Genomic DNA, 17,393 nt, shown 5'->3' on the forward strand with positions numbered 1-17,393 from the left:
GTGGTGAAGCGGGCACCCGGACCACGCGCTCGGCCGATCACACAACGCTGAGCGGAAGCGAAACGGCAGAGGCTCGCGCGGGGGCGCGGACGGCGCCATCATACCATCGGCCCTCCCTGCTCCAGCCCTTGCCTGGCGCACAAAAATCGACGAAATGCGCCCCATCGGACGCTCAATTGCATCGGATTTGTAAGCAATCGGTACGACGCGCGCGGATTTCGCTCAATCGGGGCGCCGGGTGCGCGCGGGCTCCGGGCTGGCCAGCCATTCCAGCAAGGCGTTGTGCAACGCAACCGGCACCTGGATCTGTGGCGCGTGGCCCGCATCGGGAAACTCGACCAGCGTGGCGTGCGGAATCGCCCGCGCGGCGGCGCGGCCCAGTTCCGGGTAGTTGCCCAGTTGCGAGCGGACTGCCGGCGGCGCGGTGTCCTTGGCGATGGCCGTGGTGTCTTTCTGGCCGATCAGCAGCAGCGTCCACGGGCGCAGTTGGCCGAATTCGTAGACCACCGGCTGGGTGTAGATCATGTCGTACAGCAGCGCGGAGCTCCATGCGACGAGATCGCGGCCGGGACCGCGGTACATGCCCGCCAGCATCTGCACCCAGGGCTCGTAGTCGGCACGCCACTGGCCGGCGTAATAGGTCGACTGCTCATAGGCGCGGATGCGCTCGGCGGTGGTCTGCTTTTCGCGCGTGTACCACTGATCGACCGTCATCGGCGGCACGCCCTTGGCTTTCCAGTCTTCCAGGCCGATCGGGTTGATCATCACCAGCCGCGACACTTCGGCCGGATACATCAGCGCATAGCGGGTCGCCAGCATGCCGCCGGTGGAGTGGCCGATCACGATGGCCTGGCCGATGCCCAGCGACACCAGCAGCGCGTGCGTGTTGCTGGCCAACTGCTGGAACGAATACTGGTAGGCGCGCGGCTTGCTCGATTTGCAGAAGCCGATCTGGTCGGGCGCGATCACGCGGTAGCCCGCGCCGGCGAGCGCGGCGATCGTGCCGGCCCAGGTGGCCGCGCAGAAGTTCTTGCCGTGCAGCAGCACCGCCACCTGGCCGTTGGGCTGCCTGGGCTCGATGTCGAGGTACGCCATCTCCAGCGCATTGCCTTGCGACGCGAACGGATACAGCTTGACCGGCGCCGGATAGTCGAAGCCTTCCAGGCGCGGGCCATAGGTGGCCGCGTCAGTGGCCGCTGCGGCCGGCGCGGCCCGCGACGCGGAAGACAGCGCCGACAGGGCGGCCGCGAAAACGACGGTGACGGCGGCGAACATCCAGTGCGACAGCATGCGGGCTCCTGGTTGGTTGCGAAAAGCCTGACGGTGGCGACCCTACTTGCGCCGCGACAACCCCGACAGGACGCCCGCCAGGATGATGCAGGCGCCGCCCGCCATCTCCTGCGCCGACAGGCGTTCCGCCGTCAGCCACGCCGACGATGCCGCGGCCACCACGATCTCGAACAGCATCAGCAGCGCGGCGCGGTTGGCCGGCAGGCGCTGCAGGCCGCGCTGCACCAGCGTGTTGCCGGCCACCAGCACGGCGGCCATGCCGCCGACGAGCAGCCACACGTCGGCCGTCGCCAGCGCATCCGGCACGGCTTGCACGCCGTCCAGCCAGATCGCCGCCGGCAGGCCGACCAGGGCGCTGCCGGCGAAGACCACCACGGTCCGCAGCTCCGCCCGCATGGTCGGCAGGCGCTGCCCGACCAGCCGCGCCAGCACGTTGTTGCACGCGAAGGCCAGCCCCGCGACCACGCCGGACCACTCGGCGGCCGTGCCCGGCCAGGGCATGCCGGCGTTGCCGGCGCCCAGCATCAGGCCGGCGCCGCAGAGCGCCACCACGAGCAGCGCCGCGCCACGCGCGCCCAGCCGCTCGTGCAGCCACAGCCGGGCCAGCAGCGCGGTCCACAGCGGGGTGAGGTAGAACAGCAGCAGCACGCGCATGACCGTGCCGTGCACCGTGCTCCAGACGAACCCGGCATTGGTCACGCCCGCCACCAGCCCCAGCGCCGGAATCAGCCAGGACCACCGGAACGTATGGAAGTGCCGCCGCAGCGCCACCGCCGCGACGATGGTCGCCGCCGCGCCCGTCATGGCCGAGGCCAGCAGGCTACCCAGCCCCCACCCGGCCAGCAGCCGGTACGGGTACCAGGAAATCCCCCAGACCGAAGCGCCGACCAGGATGTACAGCGCGGACGTCCACTGCGACGCGTCGTGGGTGGCGGCCTGCGCCGGAGATGCAATCGATGTCATGTGACCCATAAAAAAACGGCGGAAAACCGCCGCTTCCAGCAACGAGCAATGTCTTGGGGCGACTGACGCACGTTGGCCGTATAATTTCGGGCTTCGTCCGCAAGCGCCATGCTTGCTCAGCCCCCCCGGCCCACTCCGACCCATCCGGTCCATGCCCAACACCGTGAATCCGCGCCTGTCCAGCCTCCAGCCGTATCCGTTCGAGAAACTGAAAGCGCTCGTCAAGGACGTGACGCCCAGCCCCGCGCATGCGCCGATCAGCTTCGGCATCGGCGAGCCCAAGCATCCGACGCCGGCGCTGGTGAAAGACGCGCTGACGGCCTCGCTGGCCGGACTGGCGAATTATCCCACGACGGCCGGCTCCGACGCGCTGCGCCAGTGCATCGCCGCCTGGCTGGAGCGCCGCTACGGCCTGCCCAAGGTCGATGCCGCCACCGAGGTGCTGCCGGTCAACGGCTCGCGCGAAGCGCTGTTCGCCTTTGCGCAGACCGTGATCGACGGCAGCAAGCCCGGCGCGCGCGTGCTGTGCCCGAACCCGTTCTACCAGATCTACGAAGGCTCGGCCCTGCTGGCCGGCGCGCAGCCGCTGTTCGCCAACAGCAACCCGGCGCGCAACTACGCGCCCGACTTCGACGCCATCACGCCGGAAGAATGGCGCAACGTGCAGCTCGTCTTCGTGTGCAGCCCCGGCAACCCGACCGGCGCCGTGCTCACGCTGGAGGACTGGAAGCAGCTGTTCGCGCTGTCCGACCGGTACGGCTTCGTCATCGCGTCGGACGAGTGCTATTCCGAGATCTACTTCGACGAGGCCAACCCGCCGCTGGGTGCGCTGCAGGCCGCGCACCAGCTCGGCCGCGGCTTCGAGCGGCTGGTGATGTTCTCGAGCCTGTCCAAGCGCTCCAACGTGCCGGGCATGCGCTCGGGCTTCGTGGCGGGTGACGCCAAGCTGATCAAGGCCTACCTGCTGTATCGCACGTATCACGGCAGCGCGATGAACCCGGCGGTGCAATCCGCCAGCATCGCGGCCTGGAACGACGAGACCCACGTGCGCGAGAACCGCGCGCAGTACGTCAGGAAGTTCCAGTCGGTCACGCCGATGCTGGCCGAGGTGCTGGACGTGGCCCTGCCCGATGCGGCCTTCTATCTGTGGGCCAACGTCAAGCGCACCGGCCTGTCGGACACCGCGTTCGCGCGCGAGCTGCTGGCCGCCAAGAACGTCGCTGTGCTGCCGGGCAGCTACCTCGCCCGCGAGGCGCACGGCGTCAACCCGGGCCAGGACTACGTCCGCATCGCGCTGGTGGCCGGCGTGGACGAGTGCCTGGACGGCGCGCGCCGCATCGTCGAGTTCTGCCAGCAACGCTGATTTCCCTCTTTCTCTCCAAGAGCCAACAAGACCATGTCGCAACAACTGCAATCGCTGATCGAACAAGCGTGGGAAGACCGCGCCAACCTGTCGCCCAAGGCCGCGCCGAACGATGTCCGCGCAGCCGTCGCCAACGTGATCGACCAGCTCGACCAGGGCGCGCTGCGCGTGGCCGAGAAGAAGGACGGCCAGTGGATCGTCAACCAGTGGGTGAAGAAGGCCGTGCTGCTGTCGTTCCGCCTGGAAGACAACGCCCCGATGACGGCCGGCGGCTTCACGCACTTCTATGACAAGGTGCCCAGCAAGTTCGCCAGCTACACGGCCGACGACTTCGCGCGCGGCGGCTTCCGCGTGGTGCCGCCGGCCGTGGCGCGCCGCGGTTCGTTCATCGGCAAGAACGCCGTGCTGATGCCCTCGTACGTGAACATCGGCGCCTACGTGGACGAAGGCACGATGGTCGACACCTGGGCCACGGTCGGCTCGTGCGCGCAGATCGGCAAGAACGTGCACCTGTCGGGCGGCGTGGGCATCGGCGGCGTGCTGGAGCCGCTGCAGGCCAACCCGGTCATCATCGAGGACAACTGCTTCATCGGCGCGCGCTCGGAAGTGGTGGAAGGCGTGATCGTCGAAGAGAACTCGGTGATCTCGATGGGCGTGTACCTGGGCCAGAGCACCAAGATCTACGACCGCGAAACCGGCGAGGTGCACTACGGCCGCGTGCCGGCCGGCTCGGTGGTGGTGCCGGGCAACCTGCCGTCCAAGGACGGCTCGTACAGCCTGTACTGCGCCGTGATCGTCAAGAAGGTCGACGCGCAGACGCGCGCCAAGACCAGCCTCAACGAACTGCTGCGCGGCGATTGAGGGCAACGGCGGGCCTGTCCGGCAGTCCGGCGCACAGGCCCGCCCGAGCGCAGCGATGTCCGAACCGAACCCCACGGGCTCACGCTGGAGCAAGCTGCGACAACACATCATGGGTCTTGATCCGAACACCATCGGTACCGTCCTGTCCTTGCTGCCGACCATCCTGGAGCAAGCCAACAAGACCATCGACAAGTTCAAGCACCGCAAGAAGGCCGGCGCCGAACCCGCGCGCGCGGACGGTGCCCCGGCCGACCCGAACGCCCGCATCGCCGAGCTGGAAGCGGCGATCGCGCAGCAGGCCGAATCCGTCAAGCTGCTGGCCGAGCAGCACGCGCTCACCATCGAGGCGCTGCGCGAGGAAGCAGGCAGGCTGGAACGCCGGCTCAGGCGGATGACGTGGCTGGCCGGCGCCGGCTTCGCGCTGGCTGTCGCGGCCCTCGCCTTCGCGCAACAAGCCCTTCGACACTGACCCGATCATGACGACCACCGCCGCCGTGCTGCACGGCATTCCCAATTGCGACACCGTCAAGAAAGCCCGCACGTGGCTGGAATCGAACGGCGTCGGCTACACCTTCCACGATTTCAAGAAACAGGGCGTGAGCGCCGAGATGCTGGCCGGCTGGCTCGAGCAGGTGCCGCTCGCCACGCTGCTCAACCGCAAGGGCACCACCTGGCGCGCGCTGTCGGATGCCGACAAGGCCCGCGCCGACGACGCGGCCGGCGCCATCGCACTGATGCAGGCCAACCCTTCGCTGATCAAGCGCCCGGTGCTGGTGCACGGCAAGGCCGTCAGCGTGGGCTTCTCGGCCGACCAGTACGCCAACCTGCTCTGACCTTACGCTCCCATTTACCGTGACCGCCATGTCGCCCACGCTTGCCCTCACTGAAGACCTGATCCGCCGCCGCTCCGTCACGCCCGAAGACAAGGGCTGCCAGGATGTGCTGATCGAACGCCTGTCCGCCGCCGGCTTCCAATGCGAAACCGTGGTCAGCGGGCCGGACCACTTCCGCGTGACCAACCTGTGGGCCGTCAAGCGCGGCCACGCGGGCACCGACGGCAAGCTGCTGGTCTTCGCCGGCCACACCGACGTGGTGCCGACCGGCCCCGTGGAACAGTGGCGCTCCGACCCGTTCGAGCCGACCCACCGCGACGGCAAGCTCTATGGCCGCGGCGCCGCCGACATGAAAACCTCGATCGCCGGGTTCGTGGTGGCCGCCGAGGAATTCGTCGCCGGGCATCCGGACCACGCCGGCTCGATCGGCTTCCTGATCACCAGCGACGAGGAAGGCCCGGCCCACGACGGCACCATCAAGGTCTGCGACCTGCTGCGCGCGCGCGGCGAGCGGCTGGACTACTGCGTGGTCGGCGAGCCGACCTCGGTGTCCACGCTCGGCGACATGGTCAAGAACGGGCGGCGCGGCTCGCTGTCGGGCAAACTGACCGTCAACGGCGTGCAGGGCCACATCGCCTATCCGCACCTGGCCAAGAACCCGATCCACCTGGCCGCCCCCGCGCTGGCCGCCCTGGTGACCGAGCAGTGGGACGACGGCAACGCCTACTTCCCGCCGACCACCTGGCAGATGTCGAACATCCACGGCGGCACCGGCGCGACCAACGTGATTCCGGGCCACGTCGTCATCGACTTCAACTTCCGCTTCTCGACGGCGAGCACGCCGGAGGGCCTGAAGTCGCGCGTGCACGCCATCCTCGACGCGCACGGCCTGGACTACACGCTGGCCTGGACGCTGGGCGGCGAGCCCTTCCTGACCGAGCGCGGCAAGCTGTCGGAGGCGCTGTCGTCGGCCATCCGGGCCGAGTGCGGCGTCGCCACCGAACTGTCGACCACCGGCGGCACGTCGGACGGCCGCTTCATCGCCAAGCTGTGCCCGCAGGTGATCGAGTTCGGGCCGCCCAACGCCAGCATCCACAAGATCGACGAGCACGTCGACGTGGCCTTCATCGAGCCGCTCAAGAACGTGTACCGGCGCGTGCTGGAAACGCTGATCGCCTGAGCGCCGCGCATGGCCCGCAACGTCGAGATCAAGGCCCGCGCGCGCGATGCGGCGGCGCTGAGCGCGCGCGCCGCCGCGCTGACCGACGCCGGCCCCAAGCACATCGAGCAGGACGACACCTTCTTCGCCTGCGCCCACGGGCGCCTGAAGCTGCGCCGGTTCTCTGCCGAGCATGGCCACCTGATCCACTATTTCCGCGCCGATGTGGCCGGACCGCGCCTGTCCGACTTCCACATCGTGCCGACCGACGCGCCGGACGCGCTGCGCGAGACGCTCGCCGCGGCGCTCGGCGCCACCGGCCGCGTCATCAAGACGCGCCGGCTGTACATCGCTGGCCAGACCCGCATCCATGTGGATGCCGTGCAGGGCCTGGGCGATTTCGTCGAGCTGGAAGTCATGCTGCGCGACGACCAGTCCGAAGCCGACGGCACGCGGATCGCCCACGCATGGATGACCTCGCTCGGCATTGCCGAAGCCGACCTGCTCGACGTCGCCTACATCGACCTGCTGGCCGCCACCCAACGTTGAACCCGAACATGACCGCCCCTGCCCTGCCCGCCTCCCATCCGTTCACCACGATGCGCGACCTGCTGCGCTATGCCGTGTCGCGCTTCACCGCCGCCGGCCTGGTCTTCGGCCACGGCAGCGAGAACGCCTACGACGAAGCCGCCTACCTGATCCTGCACACGCTGCACCTGCCGCTCGACACGCTGGAGCCGTTCCTCGACGCGCGCCTGCTGCCCGAGGAGGTGGCCGCCGTGCTGCAGGTGATCGAGCGCCGCACCGTCGACCGCGTGCCCGCCGCCTACCTCACGCACGAAGCCTACATGCACGGCATGCGCTTCTACGTGGACGAACGCGTGATCGTGCCGCGCAGCTTCATCGGCGAGCTGCTGGAAGAGGGACTGGCCCCGTGGCTGCCGCACGAGGACGGCCCGACCGATGTGCTGGAGCTGTGCACCGGCTCCGGCTGCCTGGCGATCCTGGCCGCGCTGCAATGGCCGAACGCGACGCTCGATGCGGTGGACCTGTCGCCGGACGCGCTGGTGGTGGCGCAGCGCAACGTGGACGACTACGGCCTGAACGACAGCATCCGCCTGCACGAAGGCGACCTGTATGCGCCGCTGCCGCCGGGCGTGCACTACGATGTGATCCTCACCAACCCGCCGTACGTGAACGAGACCTCGATGCAGGCGCTGCCGCCCGAATACCGCGCCGAGCCCCGCATGGCGCTGGCCGGCGGCACCGACGGCATGGACATCGTGCGCCGCATCCTGGCCGACGCGCCGCGCCACCTCAAGCCGCACGGCGTGCTGGTGGTCGAGATCGGCAACGAGCGCGAGAACGTGGAAGCCGCCTTCCCCGACCTGGACCTGGTCTGGCTGCCCACCAGCGCGGGCGACGATCAGGTGTTCCTGGTCACCCGCGAGGCGCTCTGAGGCATATGCGTATCGAAGCGGGCCGGCGTTGTCCGTCCGCTTGCCCGCAGGCCGTGATCGGCGGCCGGCGGCGCTGGGCGCGCCGAGGCGATGCGCCCGCCGTGATCGCCGCGCGCGTCAGCCCTTGATCGCGCGCAGGAATTCCGTCCGGGCCTGCATGTTCTGCTCGAATTCCCCCACATAGCACTGGGTAATCACGCGCTCGTCGCCGCGCCGGTTCTCGCCCATCAGCAGGCAGAGCTGCTCGGCTTCGATCAGGCACGCCGCGCCGCGCGCCTGGCCGTGCGCGACCAGGGCATGCGCGACCTCGTTCGTCACCCACTCCTGGTAGGTGTAGCGGTGGCTGATCGCATCGATCATGCGCGCGATGCGGCCGAAACCGTGCAGCCGCCCATCGGGCAGGTAGGCCACGTGCGCGACACCCCGAAACGGCAGCAGATGGTGCGGACAGACGCCGTGCACCGCAATGCTGCGGATGATGACCATATCGCGGCGCGGATCCTCGAAGCCGTGGCCCAGCGCCTCGGCGGGATCGATGTCGTAGCCGTCCAGCAGGCGCCGCTGCCAAAGCTCGCGCACGCGCTGGGCCGTCTTGCCCGTGTGCGCGGTATCGATCTCGATGCCGCTCGCCTCGAGCAGGCTCTGGACGGCCAGCTCGAATCGCTGCGCATCGAACGCACGGACGCGCCGGATGCCGTGGCTGGCCGCTGTCCGGATCGGGTCGTCGTCGTCATGTGAACACAGCATTTGCTTTCCTCCAAATCGGCCGGAGATCGATCCACCGCATCACGATCACCGCGTACCGAAGATGATCTGTCGATTATATGGACTCGATTGCCCGGCGGGCAGTTCACGGGGCTTGGCAGCGGCATGGATCATGCCGCGCATCCTGTGTTCGGCACGCCGCACGCATTCACCACGACTGGGCCCCGGCTCGACTGCCGGTGCGCGCCGGCACCATCGGCCGCCCGCGCAAGCGACTCGCCATCGGCGAGACCCGCGCGCCGCACGACAGCGACGCTTATCCGGCCGGGCGCACGCCCCCCTTGTTCCGCTTGGGCTGTTTCGCTGCCTGAGCAAACAGTTTGTGCAGCAACGCTTCGCCGATGGCGGCACGGTGCACCTTGGCCTCGGTGTAGCCCAGCGCGCGCATCGCAGCCTCCCATTGCGCGCCCTTGTTCTTGTCTCGGTCCGTTTTGAGGTGGACCGCCGTGAAATCCTCGAACGCCAGGGTGGGCAGCGCCTGCGCGGTGACCGGCCTGTTCGTATGCAAGTGCACAAACCACGGTGCCACCTGGTCCCGATTGGACAGCGGCTTGAACTGGATGCGCATCCCGAACAGGGTGCCCACCGCATTGACGTCCTCCGTGGGAGGCAACCGGCCCGGTCCGCCGACGAACTCGATCCCCTTTGCCTGCAGCAGCTTTTCGAGGTGCTTCGCCTTTGGGTACCGGTCGCGCTTGAGCATGTCGGCTTCCAGGGGCGCCATATGCCGCTCGATCAGCTCCAGCGCGCCGAGCCAGTTGGTCAGCCGCCCGATGCGATCGTGATCACCGGCATGCAATGACGCCTTGGCGCTGCGTACGCGATCCGGCTCGCCGAACCAGCGGCCGACCGATCCCCAGATGAACTTCGCAGCGATGACGGCGTCCCGCGTGCGGTCGTTCAGTGCGCTCAGGACCAGGCGGGTGTCCTCGCCGAGCCGCTGCGCCAGCTCGACGATGTTGCCGCCAAGCTGGGCCACGGTGGCGCGATCGATCCGGCAGCGTCTCAGCAGCGTATCGGCCTGCTTTTGTGCCACGGTGCGCGTGTCCGCGGAGACCAGCGCGCGCGCGGATACGGGCTCAGGAACGGACGGCCCGGCAGCGCGCATGCCGGGCTTGCGATGCTTGCGCCTCGTGCCGCCCGAAGCCCCGGCGGGGCGTGCCGCGGGCGGCGGCTCGCTGAGCGCCGGCTCGGGCGCAGCCTCGCTGGACTCGGGCTCGGGCTGCGGCGCCTCGGGCTGGGTCTTGGCGCGGCCGGCCGTTTCGCTCAGCTCCAGCAAGGACGCCTTGTAGGCCGAGATCGCATGGACCACCTCCATCATGCTGCGCCATACCCCGTCGGCATCATCCATTTCGATATCGGCGGCGGCATCCAGGCACAGGTTCAGGCCCACCCGGTCGAGACCTTCGGCGTACGCCTCGATCACCGCCTGATGGCCGTCCAGCGCTTTCGGGGTCAGGCGCTGGGTGGGCTTGTCCGGCGCACCGTGCACGACCAGCGCGTCCACCGCGGCCTCCATCGCGGCGTTCTCCTTGTGCCATGCCGCGAGCAGCTCGTCCGCGCGGACAGCGAGGTCCGGCAGCGCCATCTGTCGGGAAAGCTCCACGAACCGGTTGGCGCTGGCCGCGGCGAGAATGCCGTGGAGCGCCTGCAGGCCGCTGCAGCAGCGCAGCTTGTCGTAGATGGCGTTCGGCAGCATTGTGTCGAGCGCTGTCTGCACCGTCCGCGGCGCGCCGCAGACTTCGGCGCGGCGGATGATCTGGTCCAGCGCCGAGCGGCAGCTGGTGAATTCGGCGAGCCAGGCTTGAATCGTCCCGGGCTCCCGCTCCAACGCCGACAGCGGGCTGATTGCCGTGTGCTCCGATGGGGATGGCGCGGTCGCGCCCGCCGGCTCCGGTTCCTCGATCGTGTCAGGGCGAGGGCCGTCCGGGCCGGAAACGGTTTCCGCTTCCGCCGTGCCGGAACGCTGCGCCCTGAACACTGCGTCCTGGTCCGCGAGTTTGTTGAGGGTCTCGTGCCGCGTGCAGACACCGATATCGGCCGCGACGATCAGCAACTGCAACAGTTCTGCTTCCCGCCCGTCGACGTCCCAGCCGGGAGGAATCTCCTGCTGCCGTTTCATTGCCGCCAGCGCCTGCAGGCAGGTCTGGATCGAAGCGATGGCGTCGCAGGCATATCGCATTTCGCGCTCCGGGCTCAAGCCTTTGTGTTCCGGCCCCAGCGCTTCCAGCTTGCGTTCGCGCTCGGCCACGGCACGCCAGGCGTTGACATGCCGCATGGTCCGATTGAACACATCCACCGGGGCTTCCGGCGTCTCCCGCGCCACGGCACGCGCCGGCAAGCTGGCTTGCCGCGACAAGCCGCCGGTCGAGCTGGAAGACGCGCGGGATGACGGCGCGCTGGCAAGCCCCCTCAACTCGGCCGGGCGTGCGGCCTGGCGGCCGGCGACGACCGGTGGGCTCGCGGCCGCGCTCGTGCTCGTGCTCGTGCTCGTTGAAGCGTCCGCCGAAACGGGCGTCTGCGCCGACTCCCGGACGGCACGCGCGCCGACTCGTCCTCCTGCCACGGTGTTCCTCCATGTCTGTGCGCCATGCGACCCGCACCTTGGTGGCCAATCCAATGGCGCGGCCGACGTCACGGGCCGCGCTCCGGAAACCGGCGGATCGGTGTCGCTGCAAAACCGACCACTGTGCCGGGGTGGCGGATCGAGGTGTGGGCGCGAGGCGAAATGGAGGCGGCGTTTGCGTAGCGCGCCTGGCATGACCCGGGCCAGCGTTGCGCTGGAAAGCGGGCCACGCCCTTGATGCGGAGGGCCATTGGGCCGACCGGCCCCAATGGATGCGGCGGCGGACAAGGCGCCGATGCCCCGGCGCGGACGCCCGGGCACGCTTTTCAGCGCGCCGCGAGCCCGATGGTTGCCCGCGCCTGGCCGGGAGCCCCCGGCGCCCCCGGTGCGCGCGTCTCGGGGCGCCTCAGGACGGAATCTCGTCGCAGGCGTCCTTCACGACGCAGGTGGAAAAACGCTTGTCGAACACCTGGCCGCTCGGGCAATGGTCCAGCGTGGCGTGCGACTGGGCATCGCAGACGGCGTAGGCGCGCGTGCAGTTGGTGCGCACCGGCTGGTTCGGGCCGCGGTTGGTGCCGTCATCGACGAGGTAGCGGCCCGACGGCGCGGGGCATTTGAACTCGGCGGCGGCGCGGGTCAGTCCTGCCGCCTGGGCGGTCTGCGAGGTCTGCGGCGTGGGCGGGCCGGAGGGGCGGCGCTCGCACCCCGTCAGCACGAGTGCGCACAGCAGCGCGCACAGCGTGAGCGCACGGGTCATGGCGATCTCCTTCAAAGGCTTCATGCCCGAAGTTTGACGCCTCGCCCGCCCCGCCGCAACGCCCGCCGCTCAGCGCAGCATGAACGACATGGCCGACAGGCTGTTGAGCATGCGCACCGCGTGCTCCACCGAATCGGCCGCGAAGCGCAGCAGGGTGCCGTCCACCCGTTCGAGGGCGGGCCACTGGCAGAACAGGTCGGCCAGCGCGGGCGTCTGCGTCTGCAGGCGGCAGACAATGGGCGGCTGGATGCGCAGCGGCATGCCGAAATGCCCCCGCTGCACCGCGCTGCGCACGGCCGCCAGGATCGCGTCGCACGCCTGCTCGGACGACAGCGACATCCCCGCGTTCATGCCCTCGGCCTGCTTGGTCTGCACAAAGGTGGTGTGCGGCAGCAGCGGCAGGGTCTCGTTGACGAACACGTCGTCGCCGCTGGCCACGGCCACCGGCACGCCGCGCTCGCCGGCCAGCGCACCGTAGAGGCCGGCCTCGCCCAGCTCCTGCTCGTTGAGCCAGACGCGCGCGAAGGCGAAGCTGTTGATGGTGTGCGCCAGCGTGCCGCGGCTGCCGGCGCGGGCGTGGTAGCCGATCATGCAGACCGCATCGCAGCCCTCCACGCCGGCCATCATGCCCAGATGGCGCGGCTTGCCCAGCACGAAGCGCGCGCGGGCGTCCATCCAGTCGGGCACGAGGTTGCGGAAGCCGCCGTGGGAATCATTGACGATGACCTCGGTGGCGCCGCCCTCGAAGGCGCCGCGCACGGCGGCGTCGGCCTCGGCCGTCATCCAGCGGCGAGCGCGTTCGTATTCGGCGTTGCCGGCGCGGGTCTGCTCCGGGTGGAAGACATTGGCAACGCCTTCGATGTCGGCGGAAATCAGGATACGCATGGGGGCTACAACAGTTCGGTCAGGGCACGCCGCGTGTGGCCGTCACGGCCGGTGACGGTCTCGGCGTAGAAAAGGGCATGCACGATGGCCTGCTCGACGCTGTCGGCGGCGGCCTGGAACAGCGGGTCGAGATGGGTCTCGTGCGTCATGGCGACGGCCGGCATCGGGCGCGCGCCGAGATGAGGCACGGTGTAGGCCGTGGAGAACGCCAGCGCGATGTCGCCGCTGCCGTGGCCGAACACCGAGCCGGTGCGCGCTAGGCCGGCGCCCGCGCGCAGCGCCACGCGCCGCAGCTGGCGCGCATCGAGCGGCGCATCGGTGGCGAGCAGCATGATGATGGAGCCCTTCTCCGGCCCCGGCGCGTCCTCGGCCAGCACGCGGGCGATGTCGGCGCCGATGCGGCGGCCGGCCAGCGTCAGGTTCGCCGTGACGCCGAAGTTGGCCAGCACCAGCGCGCCGACCGTGCGCCGCGTGCCGTCCTCCAGCGCGACCACGCGCGAGGCCGAGCCGAGCCCCCCCTTCACGCCGAACGCCGACATGCCCCGGCCCGCGCCCACCGCGCCCTGCGCGAACGCGCCGCCCGCCGCCAGGCACGCGGCGTAGTAGTGCAGGTCACGCACGGCGAAGGACTGCAGGTCGTTCAGGTAGCCGTCGTTGCATTCGAAGACGAGCGGGTTGACGGTGGGCCAGGCGCGCCCGATCTGCGGATGCGCCTCGACCGCCTGCTGGACCTGTGCCCGCGCCACGTCGCCCACGGCGAAGGTGTTGGTCAGCGCGATGGGCGTCTCCAGCACGCCGAGCTCCTCCACCTGCAGCAGGCCGACGCTCTTGCCGAAGCCGTTGAGCACCGCGCACGCGGCGGGCACCTTGTCGAGGAACGGATCGCCGGCATGCGGGCGCACCACCGTCACGCCGGTCTGGATGCTGCCGCCGGCGAGCGTGGCGTGCCCGACCGTGATGCCGGCCACGTCCGTGATGCTGTTGCGCGCGCCGGCCGGCAGCACGCCGATGTGGGCCATGCTGTGGGTCATGTCAGCGGCGGTCGATCTTGGGGTCGAGCGCATCCCGCAGGCCGTCGCCCAGCAGGTTGAACGCCAGCACGGTCAGGAAGATGGCGAGGCTCGGGAAGATCGCCACATGCGGCGCGGTCACCATGTCGGCGCGCGCCTCGTTGAGCATCGCGCCCCACTCCGGCGTCGGCGGCTGCGCGCCCAGGCCCAGGAACGACAGGCTCGCGGCGGTGATGATCGAGGTGCCGATCCGCATCGAGAAATACACCACGATGGACGAGATGGTGCCCGGCAGGATGTGGCGCAGCAGGATGGTCCGGTCCGACGCGCCGATGCTGCGCGCAGCCTCGACGTAGGTCAGGTGCTTGAGCATCAGCGTGTTGCCGCGCACCAGCCGCGCGAAGGCCGGAACGCTGAACACCGCCACGGCGAAGATCACGTTGGCCATGCCGTTGCCCAGGATCGCCACGATGCCGATCGCCAGCAGGATGCCTGGAAAGGCGAACAGCACATCGCAGATGCGCATGACGATGCGGTCCCACCAGCCTTCGTAGTAGCCGGCGAGCAGGCCGAGCACCGTCCCGATGAGGGCGCCGATGACAACCGACACGAAGCCGGCCTCCAGCGAGATCCGCGTGCCCATCAGGATGCGGCTGAAGATGTCGCGGCCGAGCGAATCGACGCCGAACCAGTGCACGGCGGACGGCCCGGCGTTGAGCGCGTCATAGTCGAAATAGTTTTCCGGATCGAACGGCACCAGGTGCGGCGCCAGGATCGCCGCCACCACCAGCGCGATCACGAACACGCCGGCGCCGAGTGCCAGATGCTGCTTGCGGAACTTGCGCCAGAACTCGCTCCAGGGCGTGCGGACGGGTTCGCTGGCGGCCTGCGGGATCACCGCCGGGCTGGATGCCTGTGTCATGGCGGACTCCTTATTTCGCGTAGCGGATGGTCGGGTTGATCACGGTGTACAGAATGTCCACCACCAGGTTGATCAAGATGAACTCCAGCGAGAACAGCAGCACCTCGGCCTGGATGACGGGGTAGTCGCGCATCTCCACCGCGTCCACCAGCAGGCGCCCCAGGCCCGGCCAGTTGAACACCTTCTCCACCACGATCGAGCCGCCCAGCAGAAAGCCGAACTGCAGGCCCATCATGGTCACCACCGGGATCATCGCGTTGCGCAGGCAATGCTTGGCGACCACCACGGTCTCGCGCACGCCCTTGGCGCGGGCGGTGCGCACGAAGTCTTCCTGCAGCACCTCGACGAACGATGCCCGCGTGAAGCGCGCCATCACCGCGGCCACGGCGGCGCCCAGCGTCAGCGACGGCAGGATGTAGTGCTTCCAGCTGTCGGCCCCGATCGAGGGCAGCCAGCCGAGCTGCACGGAGAACACCTCCATCAGCAGCATGCCCAGCGCGAAGGCGGGAAACGAGATACCCGAGACCGCCAGCGTCATGCCCAGGCGGTCCGGCCACTTGTTGCGCCAGACGGCGGAGACGATGCCGATGGCCATGCCGAAGATCACAGCCCACACCATGCTGGCAATCGTCAGATTGAGCGTGGGCATGAAGCGGTCGCCGATCTCCTCGCTCACCGGGCGCTTGGTCCGTAGCGACGCACCGAACTCGCCGCGCACGGCATTGGCGAAGAAGTGCACGAACTGCTCGTGCATCGGCTTGTCCAGGCCCAGGTCCTTACGCACCAGTTCGACGGTCGCTTCGTCGGCGTCGGTACCGGCGGCCAGGCGCGCCGGATCGCCCGGCAGCAGGTGCACGAACAGGAACACCAGCACCGCCACGATCAGCAGCGTCGGGATCACGCCCAGCACACGTTTGAGGAAGTAATTCAGCATGGCATCCACCACGGGCGGAAATTCCCGGCCCGCGCGCAGGCTGCGTGCGCGGGCCGGTACGGCGTCACTGCTTGATATCGATGTCGTCGAAGCTGAACGAGCCGTCCGGCGCCACATAGGCACCTGACAGACGCTTGGCGCGCGCGTAGACCACCTTCTCCGTCACCAGGAAGGCCCACGGCGCGTCTTCCCAGATGCGTTTCTGCGCGTCGGTGTACAGCTTGGTCTTCTCGGCGCGATCGGTCGTGCGCAGCGCACCGGCGATGTCGGCATCGACCTGGTCGTTCTTGTAGTACGCGGTGTTCAGCTGTTTGGGCGGCATGGCCTCGGACGCCAGCAGCGGACGAATCGCCCAGTCGGACTCACCCGTCGAGCTCGACCAGCCCATGTAGTACATGCGCACGCCGGCATCCTCGGGCTTCTGCACGCTCTCGACACGCTCGACGCGCTGGCCGGCTTCCAGCGCCTGCACCTGCGCCTTGATGCCGACCTGCGCCAGCTGCTGCTGCACGAACTGGATGATCTTCTGTGCCGTGGTGTGGTTATAGGCCGACCACAGCTGCGTCTCGAAGCCGTCGGGGTAGCCCGCCTCCTTCAGCAGCGCGCGCGCCTTGGCCGGGTTGTACGGCCACGGGCCCAGCTTGACGGCGTAGTCCACGCCCTGCGGCACCACGCCGTCGGCCGGCACGGCATAGCTCGAGAAGGCCACCTTGGTCAGCGCATCCTTGTTGATGGCGTAGTTGATCGCCTGGCGCACCTTCGGGTTGTCGAACGGCTTCACGCGGGTGTTGAACGTGATGTAGCGCTGGATGATCGACGGCGCGGCGATCAGGTCGACCTTCGGGCTGCCCTTGAGCACGGCGGCCTGCTCGAACGGGATGCTGAAGGCGAAATCGGCCTCGCCCGTCTGCATGACGGTGGCACGGGTGTTGTTGTCGACCACCGGCTTCCAGGTGATGGTGTCGATCTTCGGCAGGCCGGTCTTCCAGTAGCCGGCGAATTTCTTGCCCTTCAGGTAGTCGGTCTGCTTCCATTCGACGAATTCGAACGGGCCGGTGCCCACCGGGTGGAAGGCGATGTCCTTGCCGTACTTCTGCAGCGCGGCCGGCGAGATCATGGCCGCCGACGGGTGCGCCAGCACGTTGACGAACGGCGAGAACGGCTCCTTGAGCGTCACGCGCGCGGTGTATGGGTCCACCACCTCGGTCTTGGCCACGCGGTTGAACAGCGTGTAGCGCTTGAGCTTGTTGGCCGGATTGGTCACGCGGTCCAGGTTGGCCTTGACGGCGTTGGCGTCGAACGTGGTGCCGTCGTGGAACTTCACGCCCTTGTGCAGCCTGAACGTGTAGACCAGGCCGTCCTTGCTCACGTCATAGCTCTCGCACAGCACGTTGACCAGCTTCATGTCCTTATCGAAGCCGAACAGGCCCTGGTAGAACGACTTGGCGGCGCTGAACGACAGGGTGTCGTTGGCGTCGTATGGGTCCATCGTGGTGAAGGTCGAGTAGACCGCCATCACCGCATCCTTGGCGGCAAAGGCCGGCATGGTGAATGCCGCCAGCGCAAGGCCGCCGGCGAGCATAGCCGCGCGCGGGCCCAAAGCGAATCGATTGAACATTTCCTTC

Annotated in this window: 17 protein-coding genes; 7 read left to right on the plus strand and 10 right to left on the minus strand. The window is 68.8% G+C overall.

All coding sequences use genetic code 11. The features are described 5' to 3' along the window. Positions 1 to 222 precede the first annotated feature (222 nt). Together GO999_RS09395 and GO999_RS09400 are read right to left on the minus strand one after the other, a co-directional pair. Positions 223 to 1,290, minus strand: a complete 1,068-nt coding sequence (locus GO999_RS09395; RefSeq protein ID WP_020831929.1) for an alpha/beta fold hydrolase — start codon at positions 1,288 to 1,290, stop codon at positions 223 to 225. Positions 1,291 to 1,332: 42 nt separating this feature from the next. Continuing rightward, positions 1,333 to 2,253, minus strand: a complete 921-nt coding sequence (locus GO999_RS09400) for a DMT family transporter (protein ID WP_011001344.1) — start codon at positions 2,251 to 2,253, stop codon at positions 1,333 to 1,335. A 151-nt stretch (positions 2,254 to 2,404) separates the two neighbouring features. Between GO999_RS09400 and dapC the strand changes: the two genes are divergently transcribed. From dapC to prmB, 7 genes are read left to right on the plus strand one after another with little or no spacing between them, the layout of a single operon-like run. After that, positions 2,405 to 3,616 (plus strand): succinyldiaminopimelate transaminase, encoded by a 1,212-nt coding sequence (gene dapC / locus GO999_RS09405; RefSeq protein ID WP_020831927.1) that lies wholly within the window; start codon positions 2,405 to 2,407, stop codon positions 3,614 to 3,616. Between the two features lie 33 nt (positions 3,617 to 3,649). Further along, complete coding sequence (gene dapD, locus GO999_RS09410) at positions 3,650 to 4,477, plus strand: 2,3,4,5-tetrahydropyridine-2,6-dicarboxylate N-succinyltransferase (RefSeq protein ID WP_211906164.1); 828 nt, start codon at positions 3,650 to 3,652, stop codon at positions 4,475 to 4,477. 55 nt (positions 4,478 to 4,532) lie between these two features. Beyond that, complete coding sequence (locus GO999_RS09415; RefSeq protein WP_211906165.1) at positions 4,533 to 4,946, plus strand: hypothetical protein; 414 nt, start codon at positions 4,533 to 4,535, stop codon at positions 4,944 to 4,946. A 7-nt stretch (positions 4,947 to 4,953) separates the two neighbouring features. Beyond that, positions 4,954 to 5,310 (plus strand): ArsC family reductase, encoded by a 357-nt coding sequence (locus GO999_RS09420; RefSeq protein ID WP_211906166.1) that lies wholly within the window; start codon positions 4,954 to 4,956, stop codon positions 5,308 to 5,310. Between the two features lie 28 nt (positions 5,311 to 5,338). Next, entirely contained in the window at positions 5,339 to 6,490 is a 1,152-nt protein-coding gene (dapE, locus tag GO999_RS09425) for a succinyl-diaminopimelate desuccinylase (protein WP_211906167.1), read from the plus strand. A 9-nt stretch (positions 6,491 to 6,499) separates the two neighbouring features. After that, positions 6,500 to 7,018: a class IV adenylate cyclase gene (locus tag GO999_RS09430; RefSeq protein ID WP_211906168.1), complete on the plus strand. Its 519-nt coding sequence runs from the start codon at positions 6,500 to 6,502 to the stop codon at positions 7,016 to 7,018. A gap of 8 nt (positions 7,019 to 7,026) precedes the next feature. Then, a complete protein-coding gene (prmB, locus tag GO999_RS09435) occupies positions 7,027 to 7,929 on the plus strand; it encodes a 50S ribosomal protein L3 N(5)-glutamine methyltransferase (RefSeq protein ID WP_211906169.1) in 903 nt (300 codons plus the stop codon). Positions 7,930 to 8,046: 117 nt separating this feature from the next. Here the strand turns inward: prmB and folE are convergent, their stop codons facing one another. From folE to gsiB, 8 genes are all read right to left on the minus strand, one after another. Beyond that, the gene (gene folE, locus GO999_RS09440; RefSeq protein ID WP_011001336.1) at positions 8,047 to 8,676 is read right to left on the minus strand and encodes a GTP cyclohydrolase I FolE; all 630 of its coding nucleotides are present in this window, start codon (positions 8,674 to 8,676) and stop codon (positions 8,047 to 8,049) included. A gap of 274 nt (positions 8,677 to 8,950) precedes the next feature. Continuing rightward, on the minus strand, positions 8,951 to 11,260 hold the full coding sequence (gene xopP / locus GO999_RS09445) for a type III secretion system effector XopP (RefSeq protein WP_211906170.1): 2,310 nt from the start codon (positions 11,258 to 11,260) through the stop codon (positions 8,951 to 8,953). Between the two features lie 406 nt (positions 11,261 to 11,666). After that, a complete protein-coding gene (locus tag GO999_RS09450; protein ID WP_028853015.1) occupies positions 11,667 to 12,017 on the minus strand; it encodes a chitin-binding domain-containing protein in 351 nt (116 codons plus the stop codon). 69 nt (positions 12,018 to 12,086) lie between these two features. Beyond that, the gene (locus GO999_RS09455; RefSeq protein WP_011001333.1) at positions 12,087 to 12,902 is read right to left on the minus strand and encodes a M55 family metallopeptidase; all 816 of its coding nucleotides are present in this window, start codon (positions 12,900 to 12,902) and stop codon (positions 12,087 to 12,089) included. 5 nt (positions 12,903 to 12,907) lie between these two features. Then, positions 12,908 to 13,933, minus strand: a complete 1,026-nt coding sequence (locus tag GO999_RS09460) for a DmpA family aminopeptidase (protein WP_011001332.1) — start codon at positions 13,931 to 13,933, stop codon at positions 12,908 to 12,910. Position 13,934: 1 nt separating this feature from the next. Then, positions 13,935 to 14,834 carry a glutathione ABC transporter permease GsiD gene (gene gsiD / locus GO999_RS09465; RefSeq protein ID WP_165591416.1) on the minus strand — a complete coding sequence of 300 codons (900 nt, stop codon included), beginning with the start codon at positions 14,832 to 14,834 and terminating at the stop codon, positions 13,935 to 13,937. A gap of 10 nt (positions 14,835 to 14,844) precedes the next feature. Further along, positions 14,845 to 15,768, minus strand: coding sequence for a glutathione ABC transporter permease GsiC (gsiC, locus tag GO999_RS09470; RefSeq protein WP_011001330.1), 924 nt, complete (start codon positions 15,766 to 15,768; stop codon positions 14,845 to 14,847). A gap of 64 nt (positions 15,769 to 15,832) precedes the next feature. Beyond that, positions 15,833 to 17,386, minus strand: coding sequence for a glutathione ABC transporter substrate-binding protein GsiB (gsiB, locus tag GO999_RS09475; RefSeq protein ID WP_011001329.1), 1,554 nt, complete (start codon positions 17,384 to 17,386; stop codon positions 15,833 to 15,835). Positions 17,387 to 17,393 lie beyond the last annotated feature (7 nt).

It is taken from the genome of Ralstonia nicotianae (genome assembly GCF_018243235.1).
Taxonomy (GTDB): Bacteria; Pseudomonadota; Gammaproteobacteria; order Burkholderiales; family Burkholderiaceae; genus Ralstonia; species Ralstonia nicotianae.

Coding starts and splice junctions, on each gene's coding strand:
- GO999_RS09395 (WP_020831929.1), bottom strand. CDS start 1,290: ATGCTGTCGCACTGGATGTTCGCCGCCGTCACCGTCGTTTTCGCGGCC.
- GO999_RS09400 (WP_011001344.1), bottom strand. CDS start 2,253: ATGACATCGATTGCATCTCCGGCGCAGGCCGCCACCCACGACGCGTCG.
- dapC (WP_020831927.1), top strand. CDS start 2,405: ATGCCCAACACCGTGAATCCGCGCCTGTCCAGCCTCCAGCCGTATCCG.
- dapD (WP_211906164.1), top strand. CDS start 3,650: ATGTCGCAACAACTGCAATCGCTGATCGAACAAGCGTGGGAAGACCGC.
- GO999_RS09415 (WP_211906165.1), top strand. CDS start 4,533: ATGTCCGAACCGAACCCCACGGGCTCACGCTGGAGCAAGCTGCGACAA.
- GO999_RS09420 (WP_211906166.1), top strand. CDS start 4,954: ATGACGACCACCGCCGCCGTGCTGCACGGCATTCCCAATTGCGACACC.
- dapE (WP_211906167.1), top strand. CDS start 5,339: ATGTCGCCCACGCTTGCCCTCACTGAAGACCTGATCCGCCGCCGCTCC.
- GO999_RS09430 (WP_211906168.1), top strand. CDS start 6,500: ATGGCCCGCAACGTCGAGATCAAGGCCCGCGCGCGCGATGCGGCGGCG.
- prmB (WP_211906169.1), top strand. CDS start 7,027: ATGACCGCCCCTGCCCTGCCCGCCTCCCATCCGTTCACCACGATGCGC.
- folE (WP_011001336.1), bottom strand. CDS start 8,676: ATGCTGTGTTCACATGACGACGACGACCCGATCCGGACAGCGGCCAGC.
- GO999_RS09450 (WP_028853015.1), bottom strand. CDS start 12,017: ATGACCCGTGCGCTCACGCTGTGCGCGCTGCTGTGCGCACTCGTGCTG.
- GO999_RS09455 (WP_011001333.1), bottom strand. CDS start 12,902: ATGCGTATCCTGATTTCCGCCGACATCGAAGGCGTTGCCAATGTCTTC.
- GO999_RS09460 (WP_011001332.1), bottom strand. CDS start 13,933: ATGACCCACAGCATGGCCCACATCGGCGTGCTGCCGGCCGGCGCGCGC.
- gsiD (WP_165591416.1), bottom strand. CDS start 14,834: ATGACACAGGCATCCAGCCCGGCGGTGATCCCGCAGGCCGCCAGCGAA.
- gsiC (WP_011001330.1), bottom strand. CDS start 15,768: ATGCTGAATTACTTCCTCAAACGTGTGCTGGGCGTGATCCCGACGCTG.
- gsiB (WP_011001329.1), bottom strand. CDS start 17,386: ATGTTCAATCGATTCGCTTTGGGCCCGCGCGCGGCTATGCTCGCCGGC.